Source organism: Paracoccus denitrificans, from assembly GCF_900100045.1.
Lineage (GTDB): Bacteria > Pseudomonadota > Alphaproteobacteria > Rhodobacterales > Rhodobacteraceae > Paracoccus > Paracoccus denitrificans.
In genome coordinates this window covers 128670-147808 of the sequence record NZ_FNEA01000010.1, presented here as the reverse complement: position 1 = coordinate 147808, position 19139 = coordinate 128670, and the positions used below count along the sequence as shown (strand labels likewise).

At 68.3% G+C, this 19139-nt stretch carries 20 protein-coding genes; 5 read left to right on the top strand and 15 right to left on the bottom strand.

Going from position 1 to position 19139, the window contains the following annotated elements; genetic code table 11:
* Positions 1–4 precede the first annotated feature (4 nt).
* From BLT64_RS10840 to BLT64_RS10820, 5 genes are read right to left on the bottom strand one after another with little or no spacing between them, the layout of a single operon-like run.
* Positions 5–274: a K+/H+ antiporter subunit F gene (locus tag BLT64_RS10840; RefSeq protein WP_011747046.1), complete on the bottom strand. Its 270-nt coding sequence runs from the start codon at positions 272–274 to the stop codon at positions 5–7.
* The gene (locus BLT64_RS10835) at positions 271–762 is read right to left on the bottom strand and encodes a Na+/H+ antiporter subunit E (RefSeq protein WP_011747045.1); all 492 of its coding nucleotides are present in this window, start codon (positions 760–762) and stop codon (positions 271–273) included. Before BLT64_RS10835 ends, BLT64_RS10840 begins: the two co-directional genes overlap by 4 nt.
* Entirely contained in the window at positions 759–2351 is a 1593-nt protein-coding gene (locus BLT64_RS10830; RefSeq protein ID WP_011747044.1) for a monovalent cation/H+ antiporter subunit D, read from the bottom strand. Before BLT64_RS10830 ends, BLT64_RS10835 begins: the two co-directional genes overlap by 4 nt.
* A complete protein-coding gene (locus BLT64_RS10825) occupies positions 2348–2701 on the bottom strand; it encodes a Na+/H+ antiporter subunit C (RefSeq protein ID WP_011747043.1) in 354 nt (117 codons plus the stop codon). Before BLT64_RS10825 ends, BLT64_RS10830 begins: the two co-directional genes overlap by 4 nt.
* Positions 2701–5541 (bottom strand): monovalent cation/H+ antiporter subunit A, encoded by a 2841-nt coding sequence (locus BLT64_RS10820; RefSeq protein WP_011747042.1) that lies wholly within the window; start codon positions 5539–5541, stop codon positions 2701–2703. Before BLT64_RS10820 ends, BLT64_RS10825 begins: the two co-directional genes overlap by 1 nt.
* 124 nt (positions 5542–5665) lie before the next feature.
* On the opposite strand from BLT64_RS10820, the gene ruvC reads away from it, so the two are divergent.
* The 5 genes from ruvC to BLT64_RS10795 are packed head-to-tail and all read left to right on the top strand — an operon-like array spanning position 5666 to position 9151.
* The gene (ruvC, locus tag BLT64_RS10815) at positions 5666–6160 is read left to right on the top strand and encodes a crossover junction endodeoxyribonuclease RuvC (RefSeq protein ID WP_011747041.1); all 495 of its coding nucleotides are present in this window, start codon (positions 5666–5668) and stop codon (positions 6158–6160) included.
* 10 nt (positions 6161–6170) lie between these two features.
* Positions 6171–6842 carry a Holliday junction branch migration protein RuvA gene (gene ruvA / locus BLT64_RS10810; RefSeq protein ID WP_011747040.1) on the top strand — a complete coding sequence of 224 codons (672 nt, stop codon included), beginning with the start codon at positions 6171–6173 and terminating at the stop codon, positions 6840–6842.
* Between the two features lie 5 nt (positions 6843–6847).
* A complete protein-coding gene (gene htpX / locus BLT64_RS10805) occupies positions 6848–7726 on the top strand; it encodes a zinc metalloprotease HtpX (protein ID WP_011747039.1) in 879 nt (292 codons plus the stop codon).
* Positions 7723–8748, top strand: a complete 1026-nt coding sequence (gene ruvB / locus BLT64_RS10800; RefSeq protein WP_011747038.1) for a Holliday junction branch migration DNA helicase RuvB — start codon at positions 7723–7725, stop codon at positions 8746–8748. The genes htpX and ruvB overlap by 4 nt, the downstream gene beginning before the upstream one ends.
* Complete coding sequence (locus tag BLT64_RS10795) at positions 8741–9151, top strand: PaaI family thioesterase (RefSeq protein WP_011747037.1); 411 nt, start codon at positions 8741–8743, stop codon at positions 9149–9151. Before ruvB ends, BLT64_RS10795 begins: the two co-directional genes overlap by 8 nt.
* A 36-nt stretch (positions 9152–9187) precedes the next feature.
* Here BLT64_RS10795 and BLT64_RS10790 read toward each other — a convergent pair whose 3' ends face one another.
* From BLT64_RS10790 to ybgC, 10 genes are all read right to left on the bottom strand, one after another.
* Positions 9188–9505, bottom strand: coding sequence for a chorismate mutase (locus tag BLT64_RS10790; protein WP_011747036.1), 318 nt, complete (start codon positions 9503–9505; stop codon positions 9188–9190).
* Between the two features lie 328 nt (positions 9506–9833).
* Positions 9834–11729 (bottom strand): ATP-dependent zinc metalloprotease FtsH, encoded by a 1896-nt coding sequence (gene ftsH / locus BLT64_RS10785; protein ID WP_011747035.1) that lies wholly within the window; start codon positions 11727–11729, stop codon positions 9834–9836.
* Positions 11730–11789: 60 nt separating this feature from the next.
* Positions 11790–13019, bottom strand: a complete 1230-nt coding sequence (gene tilS / locus BLT64_RS10780; protein WP_011747034.1) for a tRNA lysidine(34) synthetase TilS — start codon at positions 13017–13019, stop codon at positions 11790–11792.
* Positions 13009–13935, bottom strand: coding sequence for a tetratricopeptide repeat protein (locus tag BLT64_RS10775; RefSeq protein ID WP_041529770.1), 927 nt, complete (start codon positions 13933–13935; stop codon positions 13009–13011). The genes tilS and BLT64_RS10775 overlap by 11 nt, the downstream gene beginning before the upstream one ends.
* The gene (gene pal / locus BLT64_RS10770) at positions 13935–14444 is read right to left on the bottom strand and encodes a peptidoglycan-associated lipoprotein Pal (protein WP_041529769.1); all 510 of its coding nucleotides are present in this window, start codon (positions 14442–14444) and stop codon (positions 13935–13937) included. The genes BLT64_RS10775 and pal overlap by 1 nt, the downstream gene beginning before the upstream one ends.
* A 22-nt stretch (positions 14445–14466) precedes the next feature.
* Positions 14467–15795: a Tol-Pal system beta propeller repeat protein TolB gene (tolB, locus tag BLT64_RS10765; protein WP_041529768.1), complete on the bottom strand. Its 1329-nt coding sequence runs from the start codon at positions 15793–15795 to the stop codon at positions 14467–14469.
* A 58-nt stretch (positions 15796–15853) separates the two neighbouring features.
* Complete coding sequence (gene tolA / locus BLT64_RS10760; protein WP_011747030.1) at positions 15854–17398, bottom strand: cell envelope integrity protein TolA; 1545 nt, start codon at positions 17396–17398, stop codon at positions 15854–15856.
* A 3-nt stretch (positions 17399–17401) separates the two neighbouring features.
* The gene (locus BLT64_RS10755; RefSeq protein WP_011747029.1) at positions 17402–17866 is read right to left on the bottom strand and encodes an ExbD/TolR family protein; all 465 of its coding nucleotides are present in this window, start codon (positions 17864–17866) and stop codon (positions 17402–17404) included.
* A 1-nt stretch (position 17867) separates the two neighbouring features.
* Positions 17868–18563, bottom strand: a complete 696-nt coding sequence (gene tolQ / locus BLT64_RS10750; protein ID WP_011747028.1) for a protein TolQ — start codon at positions 18561–18563, stop codon at positions 17868–17870.
* Between the two features lie 101 nt (positions 18564–18664).
* Positions 18665–19069, bottom strand: a complete 405-nt coding sequence (gene ybgC, locus BLT64_RS10745) for a tol-pal system-associated acyl-CoA thioesterase (RefSeq protein ID WP_011747027.1) — start codon at positions 19067–19069, stop codon at positions 18665–18667.
* Positions 19070–19139 lie beyond the last annotated feature (70 nt).

The following is a 19139-nucleotide window of genomic DNA, read 5'->3' as shown; positions in this document are numbered from 1 at the left end:
CCCCCTATTCGATGATGTCGCCGCGCAGGACGAATTTCGCGTAAGCCACGGTCGAGATGAAGCCGACCATGGCGAACATCAGCGAGGCCTCGAAATACATCGTGGTCCCCTTGTCGATGCCGAACAGCGTCAGAAGCGCGATCACGTTGATCGCCATGGTGTCCAGCGCCAGCACCCGATCCGACAGGCCCGGCGCGAAGACCACGCGGTAAAGGCAGAACAATAGCGCCAGCCCAAAGCAGCCATAGGCGAAGAAAAGCGCATAAGCGATCATTCGAAGATCTCCTTCAACCGGGCCTCGTAGCGGGTCTTGATCTCATCCAGCACCGCATCCGGGTCGGGGGCGTGCATGGCATGGACCAGCAGTGCGCGGCCGTCCTCGGACAAGTCGCAACTGACCGTGCCGGGGGTCAGGGTGATGGTCGCGGCCAGCGCGGTGATCGCCTCGGGGTGGCGCAGGTCCAGCGGCACGGCGATCCAGGCGGGCTGGAGCGCGCGGCGCGGCGTGAACAGCACGATCCGCGCCACGGCGAAATTCGCCTTGGCGATGTCCCACAGCACGATGGCCAGATAGGCCGGAATCCTGTGGGGCGCGCGATAGCCCTTTGCGCCGGGCCAATAGGGCGCGGTGATCAGCGGCACCACCACGCCGATGATCGCGGCAAAGACCAGCGAGCCCACGGCCCAGCGGTTGACCAGGGCCATCCAGACCAGGACCAGCGTGACCGACAGCCAGGGATGCGGGAACAGGCGGCGGATCATTTCGTGCCCTCCTGCCCTTCCAGCACCGCCGAGACATAGGCGTCGGGGTTGTGAAGCTGCGCCGCCGTCGCCTCGGCCAGCCGCATGGCGGGGCCGGCGAAAGCGGTCAGCGCGACGATGCCCGACAAGAGCAGCACCACCGAGGCGACCGCCAGCCAGTTCGCCGGCGCATCGCCAAGATCCTGGATCGGCTCGTCCGGCTCCAGCTTGGGACCGCCCGCGGTTGCGGGGGCGGGCACGGGTGGGGAGGCCGTTGCGGGGGCTGGACTAAGCTGGAAGCTTTTCCAGAACAGGATCGAGCCGGCGCGCGACAGGGCATAGATCGCGACCAGCGAGGTGATCAGGATGGTGGCCCAGATCCAGACCATCGCCGGCGCCGCCCCGGTCGCCTGCATCACCAGGAGCTTGCCGATGAAGCCGGAAAACGGCGGCATGCCGACCACGGCGATGGCCGCGGTGAAATACAGCGCGGCAACCAGCCCATTGCCCGGCATCACCCGATCCAGCCGCAGCCACAGATCGCCCCGGCGCGCTCCGACCATGTCCATGATCAGAAACAGCGCGCCCGCCGCCAGCGTCGAGTGGATCATGTAATAGACCGCCGCCGAGGTGCCCTGCGGCGTGAACTGCGCCACCGCGATCATCAGCGTCCCGATCGAGCCGATGGCGGCGAAACCGGCCAGCCGGCCCAGATGGCGGGTGCCGAGGATACCGATCTGCCCGATGGCCAGCGTGAACAGCGCGGCGGGCAGAAGCAGATCGGCCACCACGCTTTCGATCACCCCATCCTGCGGAAAGACCAGCGTGAAGAAGCGGATGATGCCATAGACCCCCACCTTGGTCATGATGGCGAACAGCGCCGCCACCGGCCCCGGCGCATTGGCATAGGTCGAGGGCAGCCAGAAATGCAGCGGCACCAGCGCCGCCTTGACGGCAAAGACCAGCATCAGCAGCACCGCGCCCACGCGCAACAGCGCGGTGTCCTCGGCCGGCATCGCCGCCACGCGCAGCGCCATGTCGGCCATGTTCAGCGTGCCGGTAACCGAATAGAGCACCCCCAGCGCCGCCAGGAACAGGGTCGAGCCGGCAAGGTTGTAGGCGACGTATTGCACCCCGGCGCGCAGCCGCATCTCGCCCCCGCCATGGATCATCAACCCATAGCTGGCGATCAGCAGGATCTCGAAGAACACGAACAGGTTGAAGGCGTCGCCGGTCAGGAAGGCGCCGCAGACGCCCATCAGCTGGAACTGCCAGAGCGCATGGAAATGCCGGCCCTTGCGGTCCCAGCCCGAGCCCATGGCGTAAAGCTGGACCGCCAGCGCCAGCACGGCCGTCAGCAGCAGCATCAGCGCCGCCAGCCGGTCCAGCATCAGGACGATGCCGAAGGGCGCGGCCCAGTTGCCCAGGCGATAGACCTGGACCTCGCCGCCCGCGGCGAGCACGTTCAGGTAAAGCGCCACCCCGGCCAGAAGCGCGGTCCCGACAATCGAGAACACCCGCTGCAACAGCAGGTCGTTGCGCATCCACAGGATGATCAGCGGCCCGATGACGGCGGGCAGGATGACGGGGGCGATGATAAGGTGGTTCATGCGTCACCATCCCCCGGCAGGCGGTCGGCGCGCGGCATGTCGACGCGGTCGTCGCCCCCCTCGAGGAAAGCCCCCAGCGCCATCATCACCACCACCGCCGTCATCCCGAACGAGATCACGATGGCGGTCAGGACCAGCGCCTGCGGCAGCGGGTCGGTATAGACCTCCACCCCCTTTTGCAGGACCGGCGGCGCGTTGACCACCAGCCGCCCGGTCGAGAACAGGAACAGGTTGATGGCATAGCTGAGCATGGTCATGCCCAGCACCACGGCAAAGCTCCGCAGGCGCAGGATCAGATAGACCCCTGCGGCGGTCAGCATCCCGATCGCGCTCGACAGCAGAAGTTCCATCAGCGCCTCGCCTCCTTGCTGGGGTCGATGTCCATGGGGTCCAGGTTTACCGTCTCGCCCGCCTGACGCGCGATCCGCGACAGCGAGTTCAGCGCCAGCATCACCGCCCCCACCACGCACAGGAACACGCCCAGGTCGAAGCCCATGGCCGAGGCCAGCTCGAATTCCTCGATCCCCGGCAGCTTCACATAGCCATAGGCCGAGCTCAGGAAGGGCAGCCCGGCGAACCAGGCGCCGATGCCGGTCAGACCGGCGGCGATGACGCCGGCGCCGATCAGGGCGTGATAGTTGATCTTTTGCCGCTCCTGCGTCCAAGCAAAGCCCGAGGCCATGTATTGCGACACCAGCGCCACCGAGACCACAAGCCCGGCGACGAAGCCGCCGCCCGGCATGTTGTGGCCGCGCAGGAAGATATACAGCCCGACCACCAGCGAGATGGGCAGGATCAGCCGCGTCACCACCACCAGCGTCAGCGGATGGCGGTCGCCAGCGCGGCGGCTGTCATGGACCCAGTTGCGCAACCGCCGGCCGCTTGCGCCCGCCAGCAGCGTCTCGGTCAGGGCGAATATGGTCAGCGCGGCGATGCCCAGCACGGTGATCTCGCCGAAGGTGTCGTAGCCGCGGAAGTCCACCAGGATCACGTTCACCACGTTGTCGCCTCCGCCCAGCTTGTAGCTGTTCGCCAGCATGTATTCCGAGATCGACGGAAACGCGAAATCGCTGCGCATGATGACATAGGCCAGCGCCCCGAAGCCGAGCCCGGTTACCGTGGCGATAAAGGCGTCCATGCCGCGCTTGCGGTCGCGGCTGTCGATCACGGTGAACTTGGGCAGGAAATTCAGCGCCAGCAGCAGCAGGACCACCGTGACCACCTCGACCGAGATCTGCGTCAGCGCCAGGTCGGGGGCCGAAAGATAAATGAAGCTGACCGAGACCATCAGCCCGATGATCCCGACCAGCACCAGCGCCAGGATGCGCCGGCGGTGAAAGGCGACCATGCAGCAGGTCGCCACCATCAGGGCCGCCCAGCCGACCAGCGGCACCGGCTGGACCGGCAGCATCGGCCGGGTCGCGCCCTGCCAGCCTCCGGTCGAAAAGGCCCAGAGCCCGCAAAGTACGACGGTCAGCGCAAAGGCGGCAAGGGCGCGCGACATCGACCCGTTGGTCAGCCGGTCGGTAAAGAACCCCGCCGCACAGGTCGCGGCGCGGGTGATGGCGTCGAAGATCGCCTTGGCGTCGGGCCAGGCGATGGCGGCGCGGGCCGCCAGCATCGGACGATTCAGCGCCAGCAGCACCGCCCCGCCGGCCAGGGCGGCGGCCGACAGCGCCAGCGGCAGGTTCAGCCCGTGCCACAGCGCCAGATGCGGATGCTGGGCGGTGCCGGTGACGGCGCTGGCCGAAACCTCGACCAGCCAGCCGGCCATGCTGGCCGGAAACAGCCCGATCAGCACAACCAGCACCGCCAGAAGCGCCGGGGCGGACCACAGGCCGAAGCCCGGATCATGCGGCTTGTGCGGATAGTCGTCCCGCTCGGGTCCGAAGAACACCTGCCAGACGAAGCGCAGCGAATAGCAGACCGAGAACAGCGCCCCCAGCGTCGCCATCGCAGCCATCAGCCACGGATTGCCCTGCCAGACGGCATGGGTCGCCTGTTCCAGCATCAGTTCCTTGGACAGGAATCCGTTCAGCGGCGGAATGCCCGCCATGGATAGCGCGGCGATGGTGCCGATGGCGAAGGTCACCGGCATCAGCCGGCGCAAACCGCCCAGCCGGGCGATGGAACGCGTGCCCGTCTCGTGGTCGATGATGCCGGCGGTCATGAACAGCGCCGCCTTGAAGGTGGCGTGGTTGATGATGTGAAAGACCGCCGCCACCGCCGCCGCCTCGGTGCCGAAGCCCAGCAGCATGGTGATCAGCCCCAGATGCGAGACGGTGGAAAAGGCCAGCAGCGATTTCAGGTCGTCGCGGAAGATGGCGATCCAGGCCGCCAGCACCATGGTCACAAGCCCGGTCGTGGCGACGATGTAGAACCATTCCGGCGTCCCCGACAGCACCGGCCACAGCCGCGCCATCAGGAACAGCCCGGCCTTCACCATGGTCGCGGAATGCAGATAGGCCGAAACCGGCGTCGGCGCCGCCATGGCGTGCGGCAGCCAGAAATGGAACGGGAACTGCGCCGATTTGGTGAATGCGCCCAGCAGGATCAGCAGCAGCGCCGGCAGGTAATACGGGCTGGCCTGGATCGCCTCGCGCGCCTGCAGAATGTCGCCGATGTCGTAGCTGCCGGCGATATTGCCCAGGATCAGCATGCCCGCGATCATGGCCAGCCCGCCCATGCCGGTCACGGTCAGCGCCATGCGGGCGCCCTGCCGCCCCTCGGGCAGATGCTTCCAATAGCCGATGAGCAGGAAGGACGACAGCGAGGTCAGTTCCCAGAACACCAGCAGCAGCAGGATGTTGTCCGACAGCACGATGCCCAGCATCGCGCCCTGGAACAGCATCAGATAGGCATAGAACACGCCCGCCGGATCGTTCCTCGACAGGTAATAGCGCGCATAGGCGATGATCAGCAGGCCGATCCCCAGGATCAGGATGCCGAACAGAAGGCCCAGCCCGTCGATGCGGAAATTCGCGTTCAGTCCCAACGAGGGCAGCCATTCGAACCGCGCCGTGATCACTTCGCCCGCCATGATCGCCGGGATGTGCAGGCAAAGGCCCAGGAGCGCGATGAATGTCGCCGTCGCGCAGGAGACGGCCGCGACATCGCGTCCCGAGCGGATCAGCAATCCGGGCAACAGCGCCCCGATGAACGGAAGCGCGGCGATCAGTGCTGGCGACATTGTCCCTCGTCCCTTTTCATGCACCTCTGTTCGCGGCGGGGGGCTCCGATGTCAAGCCAATGACAAAGCAACTAGGCGATGTTCGCCTTTCGTGCTAACCCTTGGCCAAAACAAGGGAACAGGCATGAAGATCATCGGCATAGACCCCGGCCTGCGGAACATGGGCTGGGGGGTGATCGCGGTCGAGGGGCCGCGCCTGCGGCATCTGGACAATGGCATCGTCCATTCCGAGGCTGGCGATCTGGGACCGCGCCTTGCCGCGCTTTATCGCGGGCTTTGCGCGGTGATCGTCCGGCACGCCCCCGATGCCGCCGCGGTCGAGCAGACCTTCGTGAACAAGGACGCGCTCGGCACGCTCAAGCTGGGCCAGGCGCGCGGCATCGCCCTCCTGGCCCCGGCCGAGGCGGGGCTGGAGATCGGCGAATACGCCCCGAACGCGGTCAAGAAGGCCGTGGTCGGCGTCGGCCATGCCGCCAAGGAGCAGATCCAGCACATGGTCCGCTTCATGCTGCCCGGCGTCGAATTCGCCGGGCCGGACGCCGCCGATGCCCTGGCCGTGGCGATCTGTCACGCTCATCACCTGCAGGGCCGCGCCTTGCGAATCAAGGCAAGCGCATGAGGGCCGGGCAATGATCGGACGCATCGCCGGAGTGATCCTGCATCGCGCGCAGGACCATGTGCTGATCGACGTGCGCGGCGTGGGCTACATCGTCCATGTCAGCGAACGCACCGCCGCCAACCTGCCCCCTGCCGGGCAGGCGACCGCGCTTTACACCGAATTGCTGGTGCGCGAGGACCTGTTGCAGCTGTTCGGCTTTCCCACGCTTCTGGAAAAGGAATGGCACCGGCTGCTGACCTCGGTGCAGGGCGTCGGCGCCAAGGTGGCGCTGGCGATCCTGGGCACGCTGGGACCGGACGGGCTGTCGCGCGCGCTGGCGCTTGGCGACTGGTCGGCGCTGAGGAAAGCCCCCGGCGTCGGCCCGAAACTGGCGCAGCGCGTGGTGATGGAGCTCAAGGACAAGGCGCCGGCCGTCATGGCGCTTGGCGGGGCGCTGACCGTCGATCCCGGCCCGCTGCCCGAGGTCGAGCTGGTCGAGGCCGCCGTCCCCGCGCCAGTCCCGGCCAAAGCGGCGCCCTCTTCGGCGCAGGCGACGGCGGATGCGCTCTCGGCCCTGGGGAATCTGGGTTATGCTCCGTCCGAGGCCGCATCGGCGGTGGCCGAGGCCGCGGCACGGGAACCCGCCGCGCCGACCGCGGCGTTGATCCGCGCAGCCCTGCGGCTGCTGGCGCCCAAGGAGTAAGGACGATGACCGGGAACCTGCGCACCTTCATCCTGATGGCCGCCCTGACCGCACTGGTCATGGGCATGGGCGGGCTGATCGGCGGCCGGGGCGGAGCGGTGATCGCACTGGCGATCGCCGGGGCGGGCAATCTCTTCGCCTGGTGGAACAGCGACAAGATGGTCCTGCGCCAGCAGGGCGCGCATCTGGTCACCCGCCAGCAGGCGCCGGAACTGGTCGACATGGTGGCGGCGCTGGCGCAGCGCGCGAACCTGCCGATGCCCAAGGTCTATGTGCTGGAAACCGAACAGCCCAACGCCTTCGCCACCGGCCGCAACCCGGAAAACGCCGCCGTCGCGGTGACGCAGGGCATCATGCGGGTGCTGAACCGCGACGAGCTGGCCGGCGTGATCGCGCATGAGCTGGCGCATATCAAGCATCGCGACACGCTGACCATGACCGTCACCGCCACCATGGCCGGCGCCATCGCCATGCTGGGCAACATGCTGATGTTTTCGTCCATGTTCGGCGGGCGCGACGACAATCGCGGCAGCGGGCTGGCGGCGATCCTCGCCATGATCTTCGCGCCCATGGCGGCGGGGCTGGTGCAGATGGCGATCTCGCGCACCCGCGAATACGAGGCCGACCGCATGGGCGCCGAGATCTGCGGCCGGCCGATGGCGCTGGCCGGCGCGCTGGCCAAGATCTCGCGCGCGGCAGGCCAGGTTGTGAACATCCCGGCCGAAAGGAACCCCGCCTCGGCCAGCATGTTCATCGTGAACCCGCTGCACGCGCTGCGCATGGACCGCCTTTTCGCCACCCACCCGCCGACCGAAGAGCGCATCGCCCGGCTGCAGGCCATGGCCTCGGGCGCCCCGGCCTCGGGCCCCTGGGGCGCGCGATGAGCCAGCCCGACCCGATGCTGCGCCCCGAACCGCTGGAAAGCGACGGCGAGGACCGCGCGCTGCGCCCGCAACGGCTGGAAGATTTCGTCGGCCAGGCCGAGGCGCGGGCCAACCTGCGCGTCTTCATCGAAAGCGCCCGGATGCGGGGCAAGGCCATGGATCACACGCTGTTCCACGGCCCGCCCGGCCTTGGCAAGACCACGCTGGCGCAGATCATGGCGCGCGAGCTGGGCGTCAACTTCAAGATGACCTCCGGCCCGGTGCTGGCGCGCGCGGGCGACCTCGCCGCGATCCTGACCAATCTGGAAGCTCGCGACGTGCTGTTCATCGACGAGATCCACCGCATGAACCCGGCGGTCGAAGAGATCCTCTATCCGGCGATGGAGGATTTCGAGCTGGACCTGGTGATCGGCGAGGGGCCGGCGGCGCGAACCGTGCGGATCGAGCTGCAACCCTTTACCCTGGTCGGCGCCACCACCCGCCTTGGCCTGCTGACCACGCCGCTGCGCGACCGCTTCGGCATCCCGACGCGGCTGCAATTCTATACCATCGAGGAGCTCGACCTGATCGTGACCCGCGGCGCCCGGCTGATGGGCATCCCCTCGGAACCCGAGGGCACGCGCGAGATCGCCCGCCGCGCCCGCGGCACGCCGCGCATCGCCGGCCGCCTGCTGCGCCGGGTGGTCGACTTCGCGCTGGTCGAGGGCGACGGCCGGCTGACCCGCAAGATCGCCGATTCGGCCCTGACCCGGCTTGGCGTCGATCACCTGGGGCTCGACACCGCCGACCGCCGCTATCTGACGCTGATGGCCGAGCATTACGGCGGCGGCCCGGTCGGGGTCGAGACGCTTTCGGCCGCGCTGTCGGAAAGCCGCGATTCCATCGAGGAAGTGATCGAGCCCTATCTGATGCAACAGGGGCTGGTCAGCCGCACCCCGCGCGGCCGGATGCTGGCGCGGCTCGGCTGGCGGCATCTGGGCCTCGACGCCCCCCGCACGCAGGAGAGCCTGTTCGATGAATGACCTGGAAAGCCGCATCCGCACCAGCTTCGACCGCCAGAGCATGATGCGCACGCTGGGCGCGCGGCTTGCCCTGATCGAACCCGGGCGCATCGCCATCACCGCGCCGATCCTGCCCACATCGCTGCAACAACATGGCGCGGGCCATGCCGGCCTGACCTTCAGCATCGGCGATTCGGCCGCGGGCTATGCCGCGCTGACCCTGATGCCCGAGGCGGCCGAGGTCATGACGGTCGAGATGAAGATCAACCTGATGTCCCCCGCGACCGGCGACCAGCTGGTGGCCGAGGGCCGGGTGATCCGCCCCGGCCGCCGCATCATGGTCGTCGCCGCCGATGTCTGGGCCGAAACCGGCAAGACGCGCAAGCATGTCGCCATGCTGCAGGGCACGATGATCCCGGTCTGACGCTTGTCGGGGCCTGATCTGCGGCAGGCTTGCCGCCTAGCCTTGCTTCGGGACGGAAAGCACCCGGTCCTCCTGGGCGATGAAATGCTCCATCATCACGCGCCAGAGTTGCTCGGCCAGGTCGGGGTCCAGCCCATGCTCGGCCGCCAGGGTGCGGGCATTGGCGGCAACCTCCTCGACGCGGCTGTCGATGCGGGCCGGCAGATTCTCGCGGGCCTTGATCCGCGCCGCTTCGTCGATCAGGGCCGAACGCTCGGCCAGAAGCGCCACCAGCCGCGCATCCAGCGCGTCGATGCGCGTGCGCAATTCATGCATGGCAGAGTTCGGCGGCAGTTCAGGTTCGGATCGGCTCATGCCCGTCCCATGCCCCGCCCCGCCGTCCTGCGCAAGCCCCGGCTGTAGCCAAATTGCCGCAGTCGATCGGCGGATTTCCGCTCAAGATGGAACGGCATGGCGAGAATCGGCGTTCTGGTTTCAACTGACAAAAGGGGATCTTCCCCGTTTCTTGCGAGGTCACCGGATGAAGGTTGCCAGCTTCGTGATCAATGTGGGTTTCGGCCTGGGCGTGGCCCTGGGTGCCGTGGCGCTTCTGCTGCTCTGACCAGTCGCAGCCCCGTTCAGCTTTCGCCAATGCAAAGCCCCCGGACCTGCGCCCGGGGGTTTCCCTGTTTCCAATACGCGTTCAGCCTTGGGGCTGGGGCGCCGCATCAGGCGCTGGCTTGGCCGCCCCTGCCCGCGGAATCGCGCTGACCGACGGAATCGTGGAGCCGGGCGCATCGTCGTCGCCCAGCGGCTCGCCCCGGATCACCCGGCCGATATCCTCGCCGGTCAGGGTCTCGTATTCGAGGAGCCCCTTGGCGAGGCGCTCGAACTCTTCCTCCTTCTCGATCAGGATGCGGTAGGCTTCGCGATAACCCTCTTCGATGAGGTCATGGACCTCTTTCTCGATCAGCTCCTTGGTCGCCGCCGAAACCGAGAAGCCGCCGGTATTGCCGGAATAGCCCTCATGCGCCTCGGCATAGTCGATGTTGCCGACCTTGTCGGACATGCCCCAGCGCATCACCATGGCACGAGCCAGCTGGCTGGCCTGCTGGATGTCGCCGGCCGGGCCGTTCGAGACGCCCTCCTCGCCGTATTTGATGATCTCGGCCGCCTTGCCGGCCATGGTCATGGCCAGCTTCTGCTTGGCCTCGTCCTTGTGATAGTTCAGCCGGTCCATTTCGGGCAGGCTGACCACCATGCCAAGCGCGCCGCCGCGCGGGATGATCGTCGCCTTGTAGACCGGGTCGCATTTCGGCAGCGACAGGCCGACGATGGCGTGGCCGGCCTCGTGATAGGCGGTCTTTTCCTTCTGCTCGGGGGTCAGGACCATGCTGCGGCGCTCGACACCCAGCATCACCTTGTCCTTGGCGTTCTCGAAGTCCTCCATGGTGACGAAGCGGCGGCCGATGCGCGCGGCCATCAGGGCGGCCTCGTTCACCAGGTTCATCAGGTCGGCGCCGGAAAAGCCCGGCGTGCCGCGCGCGATGATGCGCAGGTCCACGTCGGGACCGACAGGCACCTTGCGCGAATGCACGCCAAGGATCTTTTCGCGGCCCTTGATGTCGGGGTTCGGGACATAGATCTGGCGGTCGAAGCGGCCGGGACGCAGCAAGGCCGGGTCCAGCACGTCCTTGCGGTTGGTGGCGGCGATGATGATGACGCCCTCGTTGGCGTCAAAGCCGTCCATCTCGACCAGCAACTGGTTCAGCGTCTGCTCGCGCTCGTCGTTGCCGCCGCCGATGCCGACGCCGCGGGCACGGCCCACCGCGTCGATCTCGTCGATGAAGACGATGCAGGGGGCGGATTTCTTGGCCTGTTCGAACATGTCGCGCACGCGCGAGGCGCCGACGCCGACGAACATCTCGACGAAATCAGAGCCCGAGATGGTAAAGAACGGCACCCCCGCCTCGCCGGCGATGGCGCGGGCGAGCAGCGTCTTGCCGGTACCGGGCGGGCCGACCAGCAGCGCGCCTTTCGGGATCTTGCCGCCCAGGCGGCTGAATTTCTGCGGGTTGCGCAGGAATTCGACGATCTCCTCCAACTCTTCCTTGGCCTCGTCGATGCCGGCCACGTCGTCGAAGGTCACGCGGCCATGCTTTTCCGTCAGCAGCTTGGCACGCGACTTGCCAAAGCCCATGGCCCCGCCCTTGCCGCCGCCCTGCATCCGATTCATGAAGAAGATCCAGACGCCGATCAGCAGGATGAAGGGCAGCCAGACGCCCAGAAGCGACATGAAGCCCGATTGCTGCTGGCGCTCGACCTTGACGTCGACGCCCCGGTCGATCAGGCGGTTCGCGAGCTCCTCGCCCTGCGGCCGGACGGTGGCGAACAGCTTGCCGTCCTTGTCGGTGATGCCGACATTCTCGCCATCTATGGTGACGGCGGAGATCTCATCCTTTTCCACCCGCTGGATGAAATCGGAATAGCTGATCTGGCGGCTGTTCATCTGGGCCGATCCGTCGCTGAACAGATTGAACAGCGCCAGGATCATCAGAAACAGCACGACCCAGAAGGCGATATTGCGCGCGTTGCCCAAAGGCATGTCCTCCGCGGGTAAACAGGCTTTCGCTTGAAAATAGGGATTCCGGCGTCAGGTTCAATGCGTATAGAGCAGGCCGCGGAATTCCTTCACCCCGCGCAGCGGCTTTGCGCCATATCCCGGGGCGGGACGCAGCACCGGCGCCGCGATCAGCCGGTCCCCCGCCCAGATGCCGGGGCTGGCCGCGGCCTCGTCCCGCATCAGCCCGGCGCCGCGCCAGTCGAATCCCGGCAGCGGCTCATGGCCAAGCGCGCGCACCTGATCGCCGGGCCGCAGGCCAGCGACCTGCCAGCGCCGGTCCCAGATCGCGTCGGCGCCCTCGGCGGCGGGACTGCGCAGGGCGGCGGCGGGTTCGCGGACCAGCCACAGAAAACCGTCGCGCGGCTCGGCGATCACGCCCTCCAGCGTCAGCCGCCCGCCGTCCTCCAGCACCGCCAGCGCATGCAGCAGCGGCCCGCGCCGGGGCGGGTAATCGGAACCGCCGACAAAGCGCAGCCCTGCGACAAGAAGCCGCCGCCGGATCTCCAGCGGCGCTGCGCGAAAGGCGTCCAGCGGCAGCGCCAGCGATCCGGCGCGGCTTTGCGCGCCCTCGGCCACCCGCGAAGCAAAGTCGCACAATGCATCCCGCGCCATGGCCAGATTCGCCGCCGATTGCGCCAGCTGCCGCATCGGCAGGTCCAGCGCTGCGATAGCCTTGCGGACCCGCACCCGCTCGAAATCCTCGTTCTCGTTCGAGGGGTCGTCGGCCCAACCCAGCCCGCGCGCGGCCAGCCAGTGCCGCAGATCGGCGCGGCCGATCTCCAGCATGGGGCGCAGCCAGGTCACGCCGAACGCCTCGCGCATAGGGGCCATGGCCGACAGTCCATCCACCCCGGCGCCCCGGTTCAGGCGCATCAGCAGCGTCTCGGCCTGATCGTCCAGCGTATGGCCCAGAAGCACGGCGGACAGCCCGTGCCGCCCGGCCCAACCGGCCAGCAATTGCAGCCGCGCCTCGCGCGCCGCCGCCATCAGGTTGCCGCCGCCCCGGCGCGTCCAGCGCAAGGTTTCATGGGGGATGTCCAGGGCGGCGGCAGCCAGCCCGGCCTGCCGCGCCTCGTCGGCCGAGCCGGGACGCAACCCGTGATCGACCGTCGCCGCCAGCAGGCGCGCACGGCCCCAGCCATGGGCCAGATGCATCAGGGCGGTGGAATCGCCGCCGCCCGACAGGGCAATGCCAAGCGTGGGGCGATGGCCGGCCAGACGGTCCAGCGCGGCGTGAACCCGCGCCGCGACCGGCTCAGCCGTCATCCGCCAGATCCGCCGCAGCCTCGGGGTCCAACTCCCCGGCAGGGTCCTCATCGACCGGCGCGTCGCAGCCGGTATCGGCGATGCGCCGCTCGGCCTCGGCAGCCTGCGGAGCGCTGGGGAAGCGGGCGATGATTTCCTGAAGATAGAAGCAGCCTTCCTGCGGGCCGGCCTTGGCCGACATGGCCCGCGACAGGCCCAGCAACGCATCCGCCGCCTGCGGGCCGTTCGGGTTGGCGGCAAAGCTTTCCAGCCAGGCCACGCCCGCCCCTTCCAGATCGCCTGCGGAATCAAGCGCCGTCCCGCGCAGGAACAGCGCCTCGGCGGTCAGCGGGCCGCCAACATGGGTTTCGGCAATGGCCGCAAAGAGCTCTGCAGCACGACGAAAGTCACCTTGACCGAGCACCTCCCGGGCCCGGTCGAAATCGGCCTTTTCCGCCGCGGTCGCGGCAGCCCCGGCCGAAGGGGGTTTGGACTGTGTCAGCGCGCCCTGCTGGTCCGAAGACGGCAAGGGTGCCGACCCGCCGCCCTGCGCGCCCAGCGTCGGCGTGGTCAGGCTGCCAAGGTCGCAGCCCTCCTCCATCTCGCAAAGGCGGAACTCGATGTCGCCGATGCGGGTGGTGCCGTCCCTGACGATGCGGTCGATGCGGTTCTGCAACTGCTCGGTCTGGCCGGTCAATTGCGCCAGCCGCGCCTCCATGGCGTTCATGCGGTCGATGGCGCTGTCGCCGCCCGCCGCCGCAAAGCCCGCCGGCCCCGAGGCGACAAGCTGCGCGCGCAGGCTTTGCAGGTCCGCCGAAAGCTGGTTCAGCTCGGTCCGGATGTCGGCCAGGGTCTGTGCGTCCTGCGCCGCCACGGGCCAGGCCGCCAGCGCGAGCCCCGCCGCGAGAAGCAACCCCCTGAAACCCCGGGCAGCCATCACATGCCCGCCCCGGGGCTGACCACCGTCACGGCACGGCGGTTCTTGGTAAAGCATTCCTCGGTCGAGCAGATCGCCAGCGGGCGCTCCTTGCCATAGCTGACGGTGCGCAGCCGGCCCGGCGCGATGCCTTGCGAGATCAGGTATTCCTGCACCGAATTCGCCCGGCGCGCACCCAGGGCGAGGTTGTATTCACGGGTGCCCTGCTCATCTGCATGGCCCTCGATCACGGCGGCGAAACCGGCATTCTGGTTCAGCCAGCCGGCCTGGTTGGCCAGGATCACCCGCGCCTCGGGGGTCAGGGTGGACTGGTCCAGCGGGAACAGGACCGTGTCGCCGACGCTGGCCTTGAAATACTCGGCGCTGCCCGGCAGCACCGAGGCGCCGACGCCCGAAGCGCCGCCCGCACCGGCATAGGGGTCCTGGATCTGCATGTCCTGCGCGGGCCGGGCGCAGGCCGCCAGCGCGAGAATGGCGCCAACCGCGGCAATTTTCATGAAAGTTTTCATTATCCTGTCCATCTCACGCAATTCAGGGCAGCAGCGGCCCCCAATCGGGGTCCGAAGCTGCGCCGTTGATCTTGACCGGACGCATATTGCGCCCCGTGATATCCACCGAATGCAGGCGCGGCTGGCCGTCGCCGCCCGGTGTCACCCGCGTGAACATCACGACGCGCCCATTGGGGGCCCAAGTCGGTCCCTCGTCAAGGAACGATTCCGTCAGCATTTTTTCTTCCGAACCGTCGGTGCGCATCACGCCGATGTGGAACTTGCCGCCGACCTGCCGGGTAAAGGCGATCATGTCGCCGCGCGGCGACCAGACCGGGGTGCCATAGCGCCCCTCGCCAAAGCTGATCCGCCGGGGTTCGCCCCCGTTCGCGCCCATGACGTAAAGCTGCGGCGTGCCCGAGCGGTCGCTCTCGAACACGATCTGCTTGCCGTCGGGGCTGTAGCTGGGCGAGGTCTCGATCGAGGGGGCGTTGGTCAGCGCCCGCTGCGCGCCGGTGGCGGCGTCCATCTGGTAGATGTCGGTATTGCCGTTCTGTTCCAGCGAATAGACAATCCAGCGCCCGTCCGGCGAAAAGCGGGGCGAAAAGCTCATCGTGCCCTGCTGGCCCGCGCCAAGCTGGCGGGCGGCGAGCGAGTTCACGTCCATCATCATCGCCTGAGGGAAGCCCGTGGCATAGCTGGTGTAAAGCAGCCGCGAGCCGTCCGGCGAAAAGCGCGGCTTCAGGACCAGCGTCGAATCGTCGGTCAGCCATTTCACGTTGGCGCCGTCGTAATCCATGATGCCGATGCGCTTGCGGCGCGCGTCCTTGGGGCCGGTCTCCTGCACGAAGGCGACGCGGCTGTCGAAATAGGGACCCTCGCCCGTCAGCCGCGAATAGACCTGGTCGGCGGCCTTGTGCGCGGCGCGGCGCCAGTTGCCGGTCGAGGCATCGAACTGCATGCCGTCGCCCAGCGGCTGGCCGGCAAAGACGTCGAACAGGCGGAACTTGACGACGACCTTGCCGCCCTGGACCTTGACCGAGCCGGTGATCAGCGCCTGCGCGTTGATCGCCTTCCAGTCCTCGTAGGACACGGGCGCCTCGAAGCTTTCGGGACGCGCGATATGGGCGCTGGCCGGGATCTCGCGGAAAAGGCCGGTGCCGGTCAGGTCGGCGGCAATCAGGTTCTGCACCTGCGCCAGGTATTCGCCCGCCCCGCCCTCGTCGTGAAAGCGGGCGATGGCAAAGGGCATCGGCTCGATCACGCCATCGGTGATCTCGATCCGCAACGGCCCGTCCTGCGCCAGCACGGGCGCGGCAAGACCAAAGCCGGCAAGGGCCATGACGGAAGTCAGCAGGAATTTACGCAACATGTTTCGCCCTCTGGAGGTCTTGGTTGCAGGATAGAGCGTTGCACGGAGAGATGCCATGTCACTTCACCCGCGCACCGCCGCTGGCGTTGAAGTCGATGATGACATCCTTCCAGCGGTTGTATTTCTCGGGCGGCAGCTTGTAGCCGCCCTTTTCGCACATCAGGATCGCCCGGCGCGCGGCCTCATAGGCCTGTTTCGCCGCCGCATCCGAACCGCCGTCATGGCCGATCATGCGCAGCGAGCCCTTTTCGACCGTGCCGTCCGGGGCCATCGAGAACTGCACCGAAACCGTGGTCCGGCTGGCCTCGGTCGAGAGCGAGCCGCGGTTCCAGCATTGCTCGACCGCGACGCGGAAGCCGTCCTTCTCGCCCTGGCTCAGTGGGGGGCCGCTGGCCGCCGCCCCGCCGCCGCCCGACCCGGCCGAGCCCTGGTCCTGCATCGCCTCTTTCAGTGCGGCCTGCTTGGCGGCCTCGGCGGCCTTGCGCTCGGCCTCGGCCTGTTCGCGGGCCTTGGCCTCGGCGGCAGCCTTCTCGGCCGCCTTCTTCTCGGCGGCGGCTTTTTCGGCCGCGGCCTTTTCCTCGGCTTCCTTGCGGGCCTTGGCCTCGGCGGCCTTCCGTTCCGCCTCGGCCTTTTCAGCAGCGGCCTTTTCGGCGGCAGCCTTCTCCGCAGCCGCTTTCTCGGTAGCCGCTTTCTCCGCAGCGGCGCGGCGTTCGGCCTCGGCCTTGCGCTCGGCGGCGCGTTTTTCGGCCGCGGCCTCCTCGGCGGCGGTCTTCTCGGCTGCCTGGGCAGCAGCCTGACGGCGCGCGCGCGCCTCGGCCTCTTCGGCCTTGCGGGCGGCTTCCGCGTCGGCGCGGCTGCGCTCGGCCTCGCGGCGTTCCTCGCGGGCGCGTTCTTCGGCGGCGCGGCGGGCGGCGGCCTCATCGGCCTTGGCGGCCGCGGCGCGTTCGGCGGCAGCCTCGGCCTCTTGCCGCGCCAGCAGTTGCTCGCGCTGGCGCGCGGCATCGGCGGCGGCGCGGCGGGCCTGGACGGCCTCGGCCAGCCCTTCGGGGCGACCGCGGGGGCGCGAGGATTCGACCGGCGCCAGCGCGGAACGCTGCGGAATCGGAGCCGGGGATTGCGGCTGCGCCGGGTTGCGCGCCGGATCGGGCCGGTCGCTGCTCTGCGGCAACGCCGCCAGTTCGACCGTATTCTCGGGCTCGGCAGGACGCGGCGCATCGGTCGCCACGGCGACGGGCCGGTTGGGGGTCTGGAAATCCGACAGGTCCGGCCGCGCCTCGGGCCGGTCCGAAGGCGTGGACAGTTCCGCCGCCTGCGCATCGGGGGCCGGGGGACTGACCGCCTCGACCTCGCCCAGCCGGTTCTCGTCGGCGGGCGGGCGCGGCTGCGCCGGCGTGGTCGCGGCGACATCGGATACCGGCCCGCGCCCGGCGGCAGCGGCGGCCAGCGACTGGAACTCGGCCTCGGACATGGTGGCGACCTCGGCCATGCGCACCGCCTCCAGCGGCTGCGGTCGGAACAGCGCGCCGCCGACCAGCGCCGCGCCCAAAAGCCCGGCATGGGCAAAGCCCGAAACCCAGAAGCCGATGCGTTCCGCGCGGTCCATGGCTCAGCCGTCCGTGCCCGCGTCCATCCGCGGCCCGCCGGCCTCGGTCACCAGGACGATATTGTTGAAGCCCGCCGCGTTCAGCGCGCCCATCACCTGCATGATCCGCGCATAGGGGATCGAGCCGTCGGCGCGCAGATAGATCTTGTCGCTCTGCCGCTCGGCGGCGACGGCGCGCAGCCGGGTGACCAGCTCATCCTCGGGGACCTCGGTGGTCATGACCAAGATCGGCCCCTCGGGCGTGACCGAGACGCTCAGCGGCTCCTCGGGCTCGGCCGGCACGGCCTGCGCCGCGGTCTTGGGCAGTTCCAGCGGCACGCCCACGGTCAAGAGCGGCGCCGCCACCATGAAGATGATCAGCAGCACCAGCATCACGTCCACGAAGGGCGTGACGTTGATTTCCGCCATCGGCTGGCTGCGGGCGCGGCCCTTGCCGTTGCGGCTGCGTTTGACGACCCCGGCACCCATCTTATTCGTCGTCCAGCTGGCGCGAGAGGATGGTCGAGAATTCGTCGGCGAAAGTCTCGTATCCCCCGGTGATGCGGTCGGCGTCCGAGCTGAGCTTGTTGTAGAAGATCACCGCCGGAATCGCCGCAAGCAGGCCAAGCGCCGTCGCCACCAGCGCCTCGGCGATGCCCGGCGCCACCACGGCAAGCGAGGTGTTCTGCGAGATGGCGATTTCCTCGAAGGCGGTCTTGATGCCCCAGACCGTGCCGAACAGCCCGATGAAGGGCGCGGTCGAGCCCACCGTGGCCAGGAAAGGCAGGCCGCGCGTCAATCGGTCGTTCTCGCGGTTGATGGTGACGTTCATGGCGCGGTCGATGCGCGCGGTCACGCCGGCGATCAGGTTGCCGTCGTCGCGATGGCTGCGGCGCCATTCGGCCATGCCCGCGGAAAAGATGCGCTCGGCCGGGCCCGAGGGCGTCTCGCCGATGCGGTCGTAGAGATCGTCCAGCGGCTGGCCCGACCAGAAGGCGCGGTCGAAGCGGTCCGCCTCGCGCCGGGCGGCGTTGAAGCTGATGAATTTCTGGATGATGATCGCCCAGGCCCAGAACGAGGCTAGGATCAGGATCACCATGACGATCTGGACCGTCAGCGAGGCGCGCGCGAACAGCGCGATAAGCGAGAAATCGACCGGCTGCCCGGCTCCGGCGAGTTGTTCCATGGAATTCGGCCTGTCCTTTGGGCCGCTGAGATGCGGCTTCTGCTAGAGCGCAGTTAGCAGAACCGCCCAGCGGAGCAACCCCGGGACGCGTCAATTCTGCGTCAATTGCCCGCGAGATCGGCCGCCGCAAGCCGCGCCGCCACCTCGGCCGGGATGCGCGCGGGCCGGCCGGCAGCCGTCAAGCAGGCCAGAGTGACGCGGGCCTGGAACAGCGTCCGGCCGTCGCGGACGATCGCCTGGTCCAGCACGATCCGCGCCGGGCTCAGCGCATGAAGCTGCGATTCGACGGCCAACAGGTCATCGAAACGGGCGGGCGACAGGTAGTCGGCCTCGACCCGGCGCACGGCAAAGACCAGCCCGGCACGCTGCAAGGCCGCCTGGTCGATGCCAAGTTCGCGCAGCCATTCCGACCGCGCGCGCTCGATGAACTTCAGGTAATTCGCATAATAGACGATCCCGGCAAGGTCGGTGTCCTCGTAATAGATGCGGATCGCGAAACGGTGCATGGCGGCCCCGGCTGGCAAGGGAAAGGTCAAGGCTGCAAGTCCCGGCAAGAATATTGAGTGGGGACCGGCA

Coding starts and splice junctions, on each gene's coding strand:
- BLT64_RS10840 (WP_011747046.1), bottom strand. CDS start 274: ATGATCGCTTATGCGCTTTTCTTCGCCTATGGCTGCTTTGGGCTGGCG.
- BLT64_RS10835 (WP_011747045.1), bottom strand. CDS start 762: ATGATCCGCCGCCTGTTCCCGCATCCCTGGCTGTCGGTCACGCTGGTC.
- BLT64_RS10830 (WP_011747044.1), bottom strand. CDS start 2,351: ATGAACCACCTTATCATCGCCCCCGTCATCCTGCCCGCCGTCATCGGG.
- BLT64_RS10825 (WP_011747043.1), bottom strand. CDS start 2,701: ATGGAACTTCTGCTGTCGAGCGCGATCGGGATGCTGACCGCCGCAGGG.
- BLT64_RS10820 (WP_011747042.1), bottom strand. CDS start 5,541: ATGTCGCCAGCACTGATCGCCGCGCTTCCGTTCATCGGGGCGCTGTTG.
- ruvC (WP_011747041.1), top strand. CDS start 5,666: ATGAAGATCATCGGCATAGACCCCGGCCTGCGGAACATGGGCTGGGGG.
- ruvA (WP_011747040.1), top strand. CDS start 6,171: ATGATCGGACGCATCGCCGGAGTGATCCTGCATCGCGCGCAGGACCAT.
- htpX (WP_011747039.1), top strand. CDS start 6,848: ATGACCGGGAACCTGCGCACCTTCATCCTGATGGCCGCCCTGACCGCA.
- ruvB (WP_011747038.1), top strand. CDS start 7,723: ATGAGCCAGCCCGACCCGATGCTGCGCCCCGAACCGCTGGAAAGCGAC.
- BLT64_RS10795 (WP_011747037.1), top strand. CDS start 8,741: ATGAATGACCTGGAAAGCCGCATCCGCACCAGCTTCGACCGCCAGAGC.
- BLT64_RS10790 (WP_011747036.1), bottom strand. CDS start 9,505: ATGAGCCGATCCGAACCTGAACTGCCGCCGAACTCTGCCATGCATGAA.
- tilS (WP_011747034.1), bottom strand. CDS start 13,019: ATGACGGCTGAGCCGGTCGCGGCGCGGGTTCACGCCGCGCTGGACCGT.
- BLT64_RS10775 (WP_041529770.1), bottom strand. CDS start 13,935: ATGGCTGCCCGGGGTTTCAGGGGGTTGCTTCTCGCGGCGGGGCTCGCG.
- pal (WP_041529769.1), bottom strand. CDS start 14,444: ATGAAAACTTTCATGAAAATTGCCGCGGTTGGCGCCATTCTCGCGCTG.
- tolB (WP_041529768.1), bottom strand. CDS start 15,795: ATGTTGCGTAAATTCCTGCTGACTTCCGTCATGGCCCTTGCCGGCTTT.
- tolA (WP_011747030.1), bottom strand. CDS start 17,398: ATGGACCGCGCGGAACGCATCGGCTTCTGGGTTTCGGGCTTTGCCCAT.
- BLT64_RS10755 (WP_011747029.1), bottom strand. CDS start 17,866: ATGGGTGCCGGGGTCGTCAAACGCAGCCGCAACGGCAAGGGCCGCGCC.
- tolQ (WP_011747028.1), bottom strand. CDS start 18,563: ATGGAACAACTCGCCGGAGCCGGGCAGCCGGTCGATTTCTCGCTTATC.
- ybgC (WP_011747027.1), bottom strand. CDS start 19,069: ATGCACCGTTTCGCGATCCGCATCTATTACGAGGACACCGACCTTGCC.